Annotated in this window: 10 protein-coding genes; 9 read left to right on the top strand and 1 reads right to left on the bottom strand. The window is 60.5% G+C overall.

Annotated features, from left to right (window positions below):
• Window positions 1-20: 20 nt before the first annotated feature.
• The 8 genes from NKJ09_RS03975 to NKJ09_RS03940 all read left to right on the top strand — a co-directional run bounded on the left by NKJ09_RS03975 (window position 21) and on the right by NKJ09_RS03940 (window position 10,840).
• Entirely contained in the window at window positions 21-1,181 is a 1,161-nt protein-coding gene (locus NKJ09_RS03975; RefSeq protein WP_352482493.1) for a DUF3095 domain-containing protein, read from the top strand.
• Between the two features lie 107 nt (window positions 1,182-1,288).
• Window positions 1,289-2,632 (top strand): nucleotide sugar dehydrogenase, encoded by a 1,344-nt coding sequence (locus tag NKJ09_RS03970; protein WP_031193288.1) that lies wholly within the window; start codon window positions 1,289-1,291, stop codon window positions 2,630-2,632.
• 51 nt (window positions 2,633-2,683) lie between these two features.
• Entirely contained in the window at window positions 2,684-4,024 is a 1,341-nt protein-coding gene (locus NKJ09_RS03965; protein ID WP_023716526.1) for an adenylate/guanylate cyclase domain-containing protein, read from the top strand.
• Window positions 4,025-4,188: 164 nt separating this feature from the next.
• Window positions 4,189-6,084 carry an ABC transporter ATP-binding protein gene (locus tag NKJ09_RS03960; RefSeq protein WP_023716525.1) on the top strand — a complete coding sequence of 632 codons (1,896 nt, stop codon included), beginning with the start codon at window positions 4,189-4,191 and terminating at the stop codon, window positions 6,082-6,084.
• Window positions 6,081-7,979 (top strand): ABC transporter substrate-binding protein, encoded by a 1,899-nt coding sequence (locus NKJ09_RS03955; protein WP_352515647.1) that lies wholly within the window; start codon window positions 6,081-6,083, stop codon window positions 7,977-7,979. Before NKJ09_RS03960 ends, NKJ09_RS03955 begins: the two co-directional genes overlap by 4 nt.
• A gap of 2 nt (window positions 7,980-7,981) precedes the next feature.
• Entirely contained in the window at window positions 7,982-8,980 is a 999-nt protein-coding gene (locus tag NKJ09_RS03950; protein ID WP_023716523.1) for an ABC transporter permease, read from the top strand.
• Window positions 8,977-10,158, top strand: a complete 1,182-nt coding sequence (locus NKJ09_RS03945; RefSeq protein WP_352493871.1) for an ABC transporter permease — start codon at window positions 8,977-8,979, stop codon at window positions 10,156-10,158. The genes NKJ09_RS03950 and NKJ09_RS03945 overlap by 4 nt, the downstream gene beginning before the upstream one ends.
• A 202-nt stretch (window positions 10,159-10,360) precedes the next feature.
• A complete protein-coding gene (locus NKJ09_RS03940) occupies window positions 10,361-10,840 on the top strand; it encodes a class I SAM-dependent methyltransferase (protein WP_352493870.1) in 480 nt (159 codons plus the stop codon).
• 37 nt (window positions 10,841-10,877) lie between these two features.
• Here the strand turns inward: NKJ09_RS03940 and NKJ09_RS03935 are convergent, their stop codons facing one another.
• Window positions 10,878-12,293: an adenylate/guanylate cyclase domain-containing protein gene (locus NKJ09_RS03935; protein ID WP_352493869.1), complete on the bottom strand. Its 1,416-nt coding sequence runs from the start codon at window positions 12,291-12,293 to the stop codon at window positions 10,878-10,880.
• Between the two features lie 204 nt (window positions 12,294-12,497).
• On the opposite strand from NKJ09_RS03935, the gene NKJ09_RS03930 reads away from it, so the two are divergent.
• Window positions 12,498-13,322, top strand: coding sequence for a hypothetical protein (locus NKJ09_RS03930; protein WP_352762339.1), 825 nt, complete (start codon window positions 12,498-12,500; stop codon window positions 13,320-13,322).
• Window positions 13,323-13,382: the final 60 nt, after the last annotated feature.

The following is a 13,382-nucleotide window of genomic DNA, read 5'->3' as shown; positions in this document are numbered from 1 at the left end:
GAATGTGCTATCTGATGCTCATGGAAACAGCTGCCGCGTCCGATCCGTTTGTCGCTTCCCTGCCGGTCTTCGCAAAGTTCGAAAGCGTTGCCGATATCGATAACTATCGGCCTCTCCCCGATGGCTGGGCGCTGGCCACCGCCGACATCGTCGGCTCGACCAAGGCGATCGGGGCTGGGCGCTATAAAACCGTCAATATGGCCGGTGCCAGCGTCATTTCGGCGCTGCTCAATGCGCTGGGTCGGCAAGATCTTCCCTTTGTCTTCGGCGGCGACGGCGCGCTCGTGGCATTTCCCGGCTCGGCGCTGGAGATCACCCGCAACGCGCTGGCGGCTGTCCAGAGATGGGTGGCGGACGAACTCGACCTGACCTTGCGTGCCGCAATCGTGCCGATAAAGGATATCAGAGCGCAAGGCCTCGACGTTCGCGTGGCGAGGTTCCAGGCCTCCGAAGCGGTCTTCTATGCCATGTTCGCCGGCGGTGGCGGCAGTTGGGCGGAAGCCGAGATGAAAGCGGGGCGCTACCGCATCGATCCAGCGCCGGCCGGCGCGCGGCCGGATCTGACCGGCCTCTCGTGCCGCTGGAACCCGATCGAAGCCCGGAATGGCGAAATCGTCTCGATCATAGCCATACCGGGGGCGTCGCGCGACTTGCGCGGTTTTCAGTTTCTGGTTTCCGACATCATCGCCCTTGCCGGCAGGCAGGAACGCGATGGCCACCCGGTGCCGGTGAACGGACCGGACTACAGTTTGCTGCCCGCCGGCCTCGATATCGAGGCGCGCGCCACGGCGCCGGCAGGACGGCGATGGCTGTCGAAGCTGTGGATAGTGTTCCTGATGACGCTTACGGCTGTTACCGATAGATATGGCTGGACGATCGGCAAATTCGATCCGAAGATCTACAAACGCGACGTGGCCAGCAATTCGGATTTCCGGAAGTTCGACGACGGCTTGAAGATGACCATCGACGTTGACGCGGATGTGTTGCAACGGATCGAGAACCGGCTGAAACAGGCGGAAGAAGCGGGCATCTGCAACTATGGCCTGCACCGCCAGAAATCGGCCTTGATGACATGCCTCGTCGCCTCGCCGCTGCAGCGCGATCACGTTCATTTCATCGATGGCGCCGCCGGCGGCTATGCGATGGCTGCAGCAAGCCTGAAGGCGAAGGTGCCGGTCTGACAGCTTGCGGACATCGATTTTCCGCAATATGCCTCGGGGTTCTTGGGACCAAGTGAGCCTCGCCATGGAAGCGGACGGTCTGTCCGAATTAAGGGAAAGCAGATTTTTTGGACGCCTCACGATCGACATATGACCGTCTTCTGAACCGGATTTCGACGCGCGCCGCGCAAGTCGGCGTGATCGGATTGGGGTATGTCGGGCTGCCGCTGGCGGTTGCGATCGCACGCGCCGGCTTCCCGGTTTCCGGCTTCGACGTCGAAGCCCAGAAGGTCGAGAGCCTGAACAACGGCCAATCCTATATCGAGGCGGTGACCTCGACAGCCCTTGCCGGCCAGGTGGCGAGCGGACGGTTCCGCGCCACTGCGGATTTTGCTGAACTGGCCGTCTGCGATGTCATCATCATCTGCGTTCCGACACCGCTGACGAAAAACCGTGAGCCGGACCTCTCCTTTGTCAGGAACACGGCAGGCACCATCGCGAAGCATCTGCGTCTCGGCCAGCTGATCGTGCTGGAATCGACCACCTATCCCGGCACCACCGACGACGTGATCAAGCCCATACTGGAAGAAACCGGCTTGCGGTCGAAGATAGATTTCTTCCTCGGCTTCTCGCCCGAACGCGAGGATCCCGGCAACCGAAGCTTTGAAGTCGCGACGATCCCCAAGATCGTGGCAGGCGACGGCATTGAAGCGGCGACACTCGTTCAGGCTTTCTACCAGGGCGTGGTCAAGACCGTTGTTCCGGTTTCCACCACGGCGACCGCCGAGGCGGTCAAGCTGACGGAAAACATCTTCCGCTCGGTCAACATAGCCCTGGTCAACGAGTTGAAGGTCGTGCTCGGTGCGATGGGCATAGACATCTGGGAGGTGATCGAGGCGGCAAAGAGCAAGCCGTTCGGCTACATGCCTTTCTATCCCGGCCCCGGACTTGGCGGCCACTGCGTTCCGATCGATCCCTTCTACCTGACGTGGAAGGCGCGCGAATATGAACTGCCGACCCGCTTCATCGAGCTGGCGGCAGAGATCAACACGGCTATGCCGCGTCATGTGGTCGATGAACTGGCGAAGGCGCTGGACCGGCGCTGCGGCAAGGCGCTCAGCCGCTCGCGCATTCTCATCATCGGGCTCGCCTATAAGAAGAATGTGCCCGACATCCGCGAAAGCCCCTCATTGCGGCTCATTGAACTCATCGAGGAATGGGGCGGCAAGGCGGAATTCCACGATCCGCATGTTACGGAGATCCCGACCACACGGGAGCATATGGCGATCAAGGGGCGTCGCTCGGTCGAATTGACCGAGGCGGCCTTGAAGGATTTCGATGCTGTCGTCGTTGCAACCGACCACGACGCGATTGACTATCAGGCGATCGCGGATCACGCTCTTCTGATCGTCGACACACGCAATGTTTTTGGCCGCCTCGGGCTAACCCGAGAGACGGTGGTGAAGGCCTGACGGCGTCCGAGCCGGCGAATTTGTGGCGGATCAAGGAGATTTCGAGATAGCATGAGCACAGCGCAAGCAGAAATTTCTGCCATTCTCATGGATAAGGTTGCTGATTGGCTGACCCAATCGGCGCTGGCGGGCGACGACCTGGAAACATTGGTAAAGGGCTTTTGTGAACGGCTGGCTGCTGCCGGCCTGCCGTTGAGGCGGGTGCATTTGAGCTTTTCGATGCTTCATCCGCTTTATGACGCGCTTGGCTTCACCTGGCTCCGCGGCCAGGGCTTGGAAGTAGAAGGCTTCCGTCATGACGACGGCGTTCCTTCCGACAGATTCCTGACCAGCCCATACTACCATCTGCTCAGCCACAAACTCGACCATCTGCGGCGCCGGCTCGACCCGTCGGTGCCGTCTGAATTTCCTGTTTTCGATGACCTCAAGCTTATGGGCGTCACCGATTACATGGCTTTCGTCCATCCCTTCAGCGGCAACACCAGTCAGGGCATGATCGGGTCTTGGTCCACCGACAGTGCTGCAGGCTTCAGTGACAACATGATTTCGGCGCTGCTGCGGATCCAGAACCATCTCGCTATCGCAACCAAGATGGCGGTGCTCACCAAGCTCGCCGACAACATGATGACCACTTATCTCGGCGGCGACGCCGGCAGGCGGGTGCTGGACGGCCAGATCAAGCGCGGCGAGGGCGACACAATCCGGGCTGCACTGGTCATGGCCGATATGCGCGGGTCGACAAGGCTTGCCGAAACCTCCGGCCGCGAAATCTATATCGATACGCTGAACCAGTTTTTCGATGCCATTGCTGCACCTTTCAATCGCAGAGGCGGGCAGATCATGAGTTTCCTGGGGGATGGCTTCATTGCTGTCTACCCTTGCGAAAGGCACCGTGCGCAGTCCGAGATCGCCTGCCGGGCTGCCCTTGCGGCAGCGCACAAGGCCACCGCGCGCATGATGGATCTCAATCTGCGCAGAAAGGAGCAGCGGTTGGGCGACATTAAATTCGGCATCGGCCTGCATGTCGGCAATGTGATGTTCGGCAATGTCGGGCTTTCCGACCGGCTCACATTCTCTGTCTTCGGCTCGGCTGTAAACGAGGTCCAGCGCCTTCAGACCCTGACCAAGAAATATTCGCACAGCGTTCTCGCCAGCGAAGATTTCGCCGGCTATTGCAGCGCCAACAACTGGCTGACGCTCGGCAAGGAGGAACTGGCGGGCATCAAGCAGAAGCTGACGGTGCTTTCACCCGATTTGTCGGGTGCTCTTGCACTCGATGAAGACGGTGCGCTGGAGCCGATTTACGACCGAATATCGGACGCCGAGCAGGTCATGCTGCTTCATCGCGATGCCGCGCGGCTGTCGGCGGGCGACCCGAGGAAGCTCCAGTAACCGTCACGATCTGATCCGAACGCCTTTGGTATGCAGTCCGGTCGCCGGTTCCGCCGGGGAACTGGCGACCGTTTCGAATCCAAGTTGCTCTAGGCTGGCAATGCGCTAGTCTCGCTTTCTGGGCCTGCCGACCGGCAGGCCGCCAGAGTGGGGCTGGTGTGAGAATGAATTCGAGCGTTGATCTGCTGCGGATCGAGGATGTTGGCATCTCTTTTGCCATTATAGGGGGACCGTTGCATGCCGTCAGGCGTGCAAATCTTCGCGTCCTGCCCGGCAAGGTTACCGCGCTTGTGGGCGAGTCCGGTTCCGGAAAATCGGTTCTCAGCCAGGCAGTGATGGGCATTTTGCCGAACACAGCCCATGTTCGCGGCCGTATCCTGTTTTCTGATCCTGAAAAGCCCGGCACGACGCAGGATATCCTGCAAATGCCGCGTGACGGACCCGAAATCCGGGCGTTGAGAGGCAGCCGCATCGGCAAGATATTTCAGGAGCCGATGACATCGCTGTCGCCGCTGCACACGATTGGCAATCAGGTCAGCGAATCCCTGCAGATTCATACGCCCATGGCTCGGGTGGAGCGCAAGGCGCTGGCGAAGGAAATGCTCGGCCTTGTCGGCTTTCCCAACCCCAAGCGCGCCTATGACATGTATCCCTTTGAACTTTCGGGAGGATTGCGTCAACGCGCAATGATCGCCATGGCGCTTATCTGCCGGCCCGCCCTGTTGATCGCCGACGAGCCGACGACGGCGTTGGACGTCACCATCCAGGCGCAAATCCTGCAATTGCTGCGCGAGCTTCAGACGAAGCTGAACATGGCGATGCTGCTGATCACGCACGACCTTGGCGTGGTCGCCAATGTCGCCGACGAGGTGGTGGTCATGTACCATGGCGAGATCATGGAAGCGGGACCTGTGGAGGCGATATTCCGCCGGCCAGGTCACCCTTACCTGAAGGGCCTGATGGCAGCCGTTCCGCATTTCGACCTGAAGCCTGGCGAAAGGCTAAAGGCGCTCCGCGAGGTGCCGGTGAATGTCGGGAACCTGCTCGGCAAGCAGACGGCGCTGGCATCGAAGGGGCCGGACGACATCCTGCTGTCGGTCAGGGATCTGACAAAGACCTTCACGATCCGCAAGTCCGGATGGTTCGGCGGAGATCATCAAACCCCTGTTCGCGCCGTGGACGGCGTGAGCTTCGATATCAGGCGGGGTGAGTGCCTGGGTCTTGTCGGCGAAAGCGGCTCCGGCAAAACCACGGTCAGCAAGATCCTCATGCGGGCTGTCACCCCTAGCGGCGGCTCTGTGATCTTCAACGGCCGCGATGGTCCGATCGACGTCTTGGAAGCCGAGGGAGACGCCCTGCGCCTGCTGCGCGCAAAAATCCAGATGGTCTTCCAGGATCCGGTTTCGTCGCTTTCACCTCGCATGACGGTGGAGAACATCTTGAGCGAGCCGCTGGAAATCCATCAACGTGGCAATGCCGCGTCCCGACTCGCCACGGTCAAGAGCCTGATGCAGGCAATCGGGCTCGATCCGCGCTTCATCAAGCGTTATCCGCACAGTTTCTCCGGCGGGCAGCGTCAGCGTATCGGCATCGCGCGCGCGTTGGCGCTGGGACCTGAACTCCTGATCTGCGACGAGCCGGTTTCGGCACTCGATGTCTCTGTCCAGGCGCAGATTCTGAACCTTCTGAAGGACCTGCAGAAGGAACTGGGCCTGACCTACCTGTTCATATCCCACAACCTGGCGGTGGTGGACTACATGGCAGACCGCATCGCGGTGATGTGCGGCGGGCGTATCGTCGAGCTCGCGCCGCGCGAAATTCTGCTTAGGAAACCTATCCACCCCTACACGCGCTCACTGGTCGCCGCAGTACCTTTCCCCGATCTCGACAGGCCGATGGATTTCAAGACGCTGAAGCTCAGCGGCGCTTCCGACACCAGCGCATGGGGACCGCAATTCCGCGACGAGGGCGACGAGGATATGCTGTCGCCGCTCGATCTTGGCGGCGGCCACCTCGTGCTGGCCCGACGTTCGGCCGATGTCAGCGAGCTACGCCATTGATCAGCCGGCGCACCGTCCTTGGGCTCATGGCTTCGGCATTTCTGCCGGGCACGTTGCGCGCCGGCGATCTGGAGCCGGAATTTCTTCAGCCGCAGCTGAAGGCCAGGGCGCTGCCGGCACTCGCCGAACGCCTGCCCAAGCGCCCGCGCGCGTTGAATCTCGCTGCGATGGGCCGGCAGCCCGGCCAGTATGGCGGCACGCTGCGCACGATCATCGGCAGCCAGAAAGATATCCGGATGATGACGATCTACGGGTACGCTCGCTTGGTCGGCTATGACGAAAAGCTTAACTTGCAAGCCGACATTCTCGAAAGTTTCGATGTAGCGGATGATCGTGTCTTCACTTTCAAGATACGGGAAGGACATAAATGGTCTGACGGTAGCCTGCTGACGCCGGAGGATTTTCGCTATTGCTGGGAAGATGTCTGGCTGAACGATGAGCTTTCGCAAGGCGGGCTCGCCCCGGCCCTGCTGGCGGACGGCAAGCCGCCACGCTTCGAGATCGTCGATCCGTCGACGGTCCGCTATAGTTGGGATGCGCCCAATCCCGACTTCCTGCCCAAGCTCGCCGCTGCTTCGCCGATATCGCTTGTTCTGCCAGCCGCCTATCTCAAGCAGTTCCACAAGAAATACCAGGATCCATTCCGGCTCGCCGGCCTAATGAAGGAGAACCGGGCCCAGAAATGGACGCTCCTGCATATCCGCATGTCGCGGCAGTATCGCCCGGAGAACCCGGAACTGCCGACGCTCGATCCCTGGCAGAACCGGACCAAGCCGCCGGCCGAGCAATTCGTCTTCGAGCGCAACCCGTTCTTTCATCGAATAGACGAGAATGGCCGGCAACTGCCCTATGTTGACCGGATCGTCATGAATGTCAGCTCGTCGGCGATCATCTCCGCCAAGACCGGTGCGGGCGAGAGCGACCTGCAATGCATGGGAATTGACTTCAGCGATTACTCCTTCCTGAAAGACGCGGAGAGGCGCTACCCGGTGAAGATGCATCTCTGGAAACGCACACAGGGTTCGCGGCTGGCGCTGCTGCCCAATCTGAATTGTGCCGACCAGGTGTGGCGTGGCCTTTTTCGTGACGTGCGCGTGCGCCGCGCACTTTCGCTCGCTGTGGACAGGCGCGAGATCAATTTGGCTGTGTTCTACGGATTGGCGCAGGAAAGTGCCGATACGGTCCTGCCGGAGAGCCCGCTCTACCGGCCGGAATTCGCGAAAGCCTGGGTCGCCCATGATCCCGACCAGGCCAATGCCCTGCTCGACGAGGTCGGGCTTCAGGCGCGTGACGATGACGGCCTGCGGATACTTCCCGACGGACGCCCGGCGCAGCTCGTAGTGGAAACGGCCGGCGAAAGCACGCTGGAAACCGACGCGCTCGAGCTCATCACCGATCACTGGCGCAAGATCGGCATCGCCCTGTTCATCCGGACTTCGCAGCGCGACATCTTCCGCAGCCGCGCGCTTGGTGGCCAGATCGTGATGTCGATGTGGTCGGGCATCGACAATGGCGTGCCGACCGCCGACATGAACCCGTACCAACTGGCCCCCACCGTCGACGACCAGCTGCAATGGCCGCTCTGGGGTGCTCACTACTTGTCTCATGGCAAGGTCGGTGAAGCGCCCGATCTTCCGCCTGTGGTCGAGTTGATGGCTTTACTCAAGCGCTGGAACGCATCGACCGAAGCCACGGAGCGCGCCGAAATCTGGAATTCAATGCTGTCGATCTATACCGATCAGGTGTTTTCGATCGGCACGGTGAACGGAACGCATCAGCCGATTCTGGCGTCCTCGCGGCTGCGCAATCTGCCTGACAAGGCGCTCTACGGCTACGACCCGACCGCCTATTTCGGTGTCTACATGCCGGATACATTCTGGCTTGGAGAGTCCTGAGCGTGCTTCGATATTTTGTCTGGCGCATCGCCGTGATGGTTCCAACGCTGCTGGTCATATCGGCACTGGTGTTCACGATCATCGAACTTCCACCAGGCGACTATTTCGACAGCTATGTTGCCGAGCTTCGGGCTCAGGGCGAAGCGGTGGATTCCGATCGCATCGAGATGATGCGCAAGGAATATGGTTTCGACCAGCCACCGGTCATTCGCTACTTCTACTGGGTCGGCGGGATGCTGCACGGCGATTTCGGCTATTCCTTCGAATATGAGCTGCCGGTTCGCGACGTCGTCGGGGACCGAATGTGGCTGACCGTGCTGGTTTCCTTCGTCACGATCATCTTTACCTGGCTCATAGCCTTTCCGATCGGCATGTACTCCGCCACGCATCAATACAGCTGGGGCGACTACGGCCTGACTTTGTTCGGCCTTCTCGGGCTTGCCATTCCGAACTTCATGCTGGCGCTGATCCTGATGTATTTCGCCAACATCTGGTTCGGCACGTCCATCGGCCATCTCATGGACCAGCAATATCTCGGCGAGCCGATGAGCTGGGCCAAGGCGAAGTCGATCCTCGCCCATCTCTGGATCCCAGTCTTGATCATCGGCACCGGGGGCACGGCAAGTATGATCCGGCGGCTGCGCGCCAATCTGCTCGATGAGCTGCATAAGCAATATGTCGTGACCGCGCGCGCCAAAGGCCTTCATCCCTTCAGGGCGCTGGTCAAATATCCGCTGCGCATGGCGCTCAATTTCTTTATTTCAGACATCGGCTCTATCCTGCCGGCCATCATCTCCGGCGCCGAAATCACGGCGATCGTGCTGTCTTTGGAAACGACCGGGCCGATGCTGATCAAGGCGCTGCAAAGCCAGGACATGTATCTGGCAGGGTCGTTCCTGATGTTCCTCGCCTTCCTGACGGTCATCGGCGTCCTGATTTCCGACCTGGCGCTGGCGCTACTTGATCCGCGAATTCGTTTGCAAGGCGGCAGCACCAAATGAACACGCAATCGCCGCTGCCCGCTCCGGGTGCCCCACTGCAACACTACGTCTCCATCGAGCCCTTTGACCTGCAGTCGGTCGAGGCGATGACGCCGGAGCAGGAGAAGGTCTTTCAGGCGTCGCAGTTGCGGCTGATGTGGTGGAAATTCCGTCGGCACCGGCTTGCCCTTGTATCCGGCATATTCCTGGCAGCGCTTTATTTCGGGATACTGATCTGCGAGTTCCTGGCGCCCTACAATCTGCACACGCGCAACATGGACTACATCTATTCACCGCCGCAGCGGGTGCACCTGTTCCACAACGGCCAGCTCGTCGGGCCGTTCGTCTATGGCCGTCAGATGACGCTGGATATGGACACGCTCAAGCGGAACTACATCGAGAAACAGGATGATGTTCAGCGGATCCGTTTCTTCTGCAAGGGCGACAGTTACCGGTTCTGGGGCCTGATCGAAGGTGACAGGCATTTTGTCTGTCCTGCCGAAAACGGCCAGCTCTTTCTGGCGGGCACTGACAGGCTGGGGCGCGATGTGCTCTCGCGCATCATCTATGGTGCACGCATTTCACTGACAATCGGCCTCGTCGGCATCAGTTTCAGCTTCCTGCTCGGCATTGTCATCGGCGGACTGGCCGGCTATCACGGCGGTATCTTCGACCTGATCGTTCAACGGATAATCGAAGTTCTGCAATCGATCCCCAGCATTCCGCTATGGCTGGCACTGGCGGCGATCATGCCGATAACCTGGAGTCCGATCCTGATCTATTTCGGCATCACCGTCATCCTCGGGCTGCTCGACTGGACCGGACTGGCGCGGGCCGTGCGTTCAAAGCTTCTAGCCTTGCGCGAGGAGGATTACGTTCTGGCCGCGCAATTGATGGGCGCCAGAAGCAGCCGCATCATCGGGCGGCATCTCATTCCCGGCTTCATGTCGCATCTGATCGCGACGGCGACGATCTCCATACCCGGCATGATCCTGGGCGAGACGGCGCTGAGCTTCCTCGGGCTCGGCCTGAGGGCGCCGATAACCAGCTGGGGCATCCTGCTCACCGAGGCGCGCAGCGTCAGCGTCATCGCGTTCTATCCATGGCTGCTTTTGCCGATGCTCCCCGTCATTCTCGTCATCTTGGCGTTCAACTTCCTCGGCGACGGCTTGCGGGACGCCGCAGACCCCTACAAGTGAGATCGCTATTCCGCCGCGCGCCGTGCCGCCGACTCGACCCGGTATGGTCCTTGTCAGCGGCCTGTTCGCTTGTTGCAATGTTCATCGTTCGCCTCGGCAAGACTCGATCTGGGTTTAACACGTCGGCGTCGGGTTTCAGCCGCGAAACGCTCTGGTCGGGGGCAGTTGATTTCGTGGACTGGTTCAGGACATACAATCGCACATGAGTCGCCTCGACAGTTTCATCCGGAGGATGACCGCACAGCGCGACATACTCGATCATGTCTGCGCCGAGGTGGCGAAAATGGAGGGGCCTGTGCTCGAGCTCGGCCTCGGCAATGGCCGGACGTTCCACCATCTGCGCGAGCGCCTGCCCGGACGCCGGATCGTAGCGTTCGACCGCGCACTTGCCGCACACGCCAGCTCAATTCCCGAAGCGGAAAATCTCGTGCTCGGCGAAATACGCGAGACCGCGAGCAGGTTCATTGGCATCGACGCCGCTCTTGTTCATGCCGACATCGGCACTGGCTATGAAGATCGCGATGCAGTGACCCTTACCTGGCTTCCCGATCTGACCGCGCGCCTGCTTCGCGTCGGCGGCATCGCGGTCAGCGGCATGCCGTTAGATCATCCGCAGTTGCAACGCCTCCCGCCGCCGCCTTCGGTGCCCGCCGATCGTTATTTTATCTGTAGGCGCGTGTGAGGGGCCGAGACGATCCAAATCTTCAGGGGCCAAGCCTTCAGGGGATCGTATATACTGCTATCTCCCGCTCAATGCCGCGCAGCGAGACCTCGTGGGGCACGGGCGTCAGCGCCTTCCTGTGCAACAGATCGGCGGTGAGATTGTCGTCGACCACCGCCCGAGTGGCGAAGATCGCCTGTGCGTTGGCAAGGTTCTGGACCCGCGAAGCAATGTTGACCGTCTGGCCGAAATAGTCCTGTCGGTCGTTCATAGACACAGCAATGCAGGGGCCGGCGTGGACTCCGATCTTGAGCAGCAGATCCTCGCGCCCGCTCTTGTCGTTGAGCGTACGCATGGCATCGCGCATCCTGAGGGCGGCAGCAATCGCACGATCAGGCGTCACGAAGGTCGCCATCACCGCATCACCGATCGTCTTCACTACCGCGCCTGCCTCCGCTGCGACGATCTCGTGCAGAACCTGGAAATGCACGCGCACGAGATCGAAGGCTGAAAGGTCGCCCACCCGCTCGTAAAGCTCGGTCGATCCGCGCAGGTCGGTGAACAGGAACGTCAGGCTGGTGATCTTCAGGCGCTGGTTAATGTCGAGTGTATCCGTGCGATAGAGATCGCGGAATGTCTGGTTGGTGAGCAGGCGCTTGGCGGTCAGGAAGGGCCGGCGTTTTCCCAGGAAATCATGCAATGCCTGGCCGGCTATGAAGACCGTCGGCAGCACGCGGGTGTCGGTCCTGTTTTCCAGCGAAATGCGCAACGGGCCGGGTTGCATCTCCAGCGTCTGGTTCTGGACATGGTCGCGGTCGAAGGCCAAAGAGAGGCTCCGGCGCTCCTTTGTTGGTTCGCCCTTCCCGTCGATGAACTGCGCTGAATGGGTGACCGGCTCGAAGACGATGATGAATTCGGACGGAAGCTGTATGGGCAGAACCGCCTTTTCACCGGGCGCAAGCTCGATATCCTCCAGCGAGAACGCTTCCATCTTTTCCGCGAAATCCTCTTCCGGCAGATCGACGCCGGACGCCCAGTAGATCTGGCGGAAATATTCCGCCACCGGCAATTCGTGTGGATTGTGGGCGGCAATCCTGCGCACGCGGGGACTGACGGTGAATGTCACCTCGACCATCTCGTCGAGGGTGGGCGAATAGCCCTCGGAGCACAGCGCGCAGGTGTATTCGTCCTTCTGCAGGGTTTTCAGCGTGGCGTTGGTGTCGAGCACGCCGCCACAGCCGGGGCACAGAACATTCCAGGAAATGTCGAAGATGCCCACCCGCGCCGCATGGAGAAAGGCGCTTATGGCGCGCTCCTCGTCGAGGCCATGCTTGCTGGCGAAGGCTGGCGCATTGATGCGGCAAAGTTCGCGGTCCTCGCCCTCCGCGATGGTTCGCTTGATCGCGTCGATCGCCTGTGGATCGACATCGGCCGATTGTCGCAGAAGCGAGAACAGATCCTGAGCTTCGTTCATCGTGCAGGTTCCGGAAAATGCGCCCCGAGGCGGGTTGACCGGACCGGTCTTTGGTCCGAGTGCTCCATCTTACTTCGAAACAGATCGTACGGCCATTCGAATGGATAAGCCTGGTGACCGTCCAATTTCCATTCGGCGGATTTTCACCGGCCGCAAGCAGCACTATGATGGTCCATGGAGCATTCATCTTTGGGATTTTCTCCCATGCCGACATCCAACAATCCGCCATTTCCCGCGGCCCTGCGCCTTTTCCCTGCGGTGGTCATCATCGTCCTGATCGTAGGCGCCGGCCTGTTTTTCGTGCCTGTTCTGGTCAAACCGGGCTGGCCTTGGGCCGTCACGCCGTTCAATGCGCGCTTCCTCGGTGGCTTCTACACCGCCGAAATGGTCGTGATGGCGGCGCTGCTGGTCTGGAATCGCTGGTCGCCCGGCAGGCTCGTGCTCGTCATGGCCTTCATCTTCACCGTCATCGTGTCGGTGGCTTCGTTCATCAATCTCGGTTATTTCAACTTCGAGCGCAAAGCGCCCTGGCTGTGGTTTTTGGTCTATCTTGCTTCGGTCGCGGTATCCGGGCTGTTCCTGTGGCGGGCCAGGGCCCGTCCTTCTGCAAAAGGCGTGACCTTAAATCCCGCATGGCGCGGCTACATGCCGGCGGAATCCGCGATCCTTGGGCTCTATGGCGTCGGCCTGTTGCTGTTTCCCCTGACATTCAGTGGCGTCTGGCCATGGCCGATCGATGCCTTCCACGCTCAGGTCTACAGCGCCGTCTTCCTCGCCGGTGCGGGCGGTATATATCTGGTCTGGAGAAGCGCGCCGCGCGAGGAACTGCTGGTGCTCGGCTTGGCGCAGTTTCTGGTTGGCCTGCTTGCCATCCTCGGCGTCGCCATCACCGACGCTGCGGTGCACCGGATCGACTGGACAGCGACCGGGACATTGTGCTGGCTCGTCCTTTTCGGCTGGATCGGCATCAGCGGCGTCTTCAAACTCTACGCCGCCTCCCGGTATTTTAGCTCGCAATCGGCATCATAGGTTGCAGAGACGGCTGGATTTTCAGGTGACGTCCGGTGCATCGTACCGGGCCGATTGCCT

This window comes from Mesorhizobium sp. M0189 (assembly GCF_040322135.1).
In the GTDB taxonomy this organism is placed as follows: domain Bacteria; phylum Pseudomonadota; class Alphaproteobacteria; order Rhizobiales; family Rhizobiaceae; genus Mesorhizobium.
This window is presented reverse-complemented; position numbering and strand designations above follow the sequence as displayed.

Excerpts from the sequence above, each read along its gene's own strand:
- NKJ09_RS03975 (WP_352482493.1), top strand. The coding sequence starts at position 21 with ATGGAAACAGCTGCCGCGTCCGATCCGTTTGTCGCTTCCCTGCCGGTC.
- NKJ09_RS03965 (WP_023716526.1), top strand. The coding sequence starts at position 2,684 with ATGAGCACAGCGCAAGCAGAAATTTCTGCCATTCTCATGGATAAGGTT.
- NKJ09_RS03960 (WP_023716525.1), top strand. The coding sequence starts at position 4,189 with ATGAATTCGAGCGTTGATCTGCTGCGGATCGAGGATGTTGGCATCTCT.
- NKJ09_RS03945 (WP_352493871.1), top strand. The coding sequence starts at position 8,977 with ATGAACACGCAATCGCCGCTGCCCGCTCCGGGTGCCCCACTGCAACAC.
- NKJ09_RS03940 (WP_352493870.1), top strand. The coding sequence starts at position 10,361 with ATGAGTCGCCTCGACAGTTTCATCCGGAGGATGACCGCACAGCGCGAC.
- NKJ09_RS03935 (WP_352493869.1), bottom strand. The coding sequence starts at position 12,293 with ATGAACGAAGCTCAGGATCTGTTCTCGCTTCTGCGACAATCGGCCGAT.
- NKJ09_RS03930 (WP_352762339.1), top strand. The coding sequence starts at position 12,498 with ATGCCGACATCCAACAATCCGCCATTTCCCGCGGCCCTGCGCCTTTTC.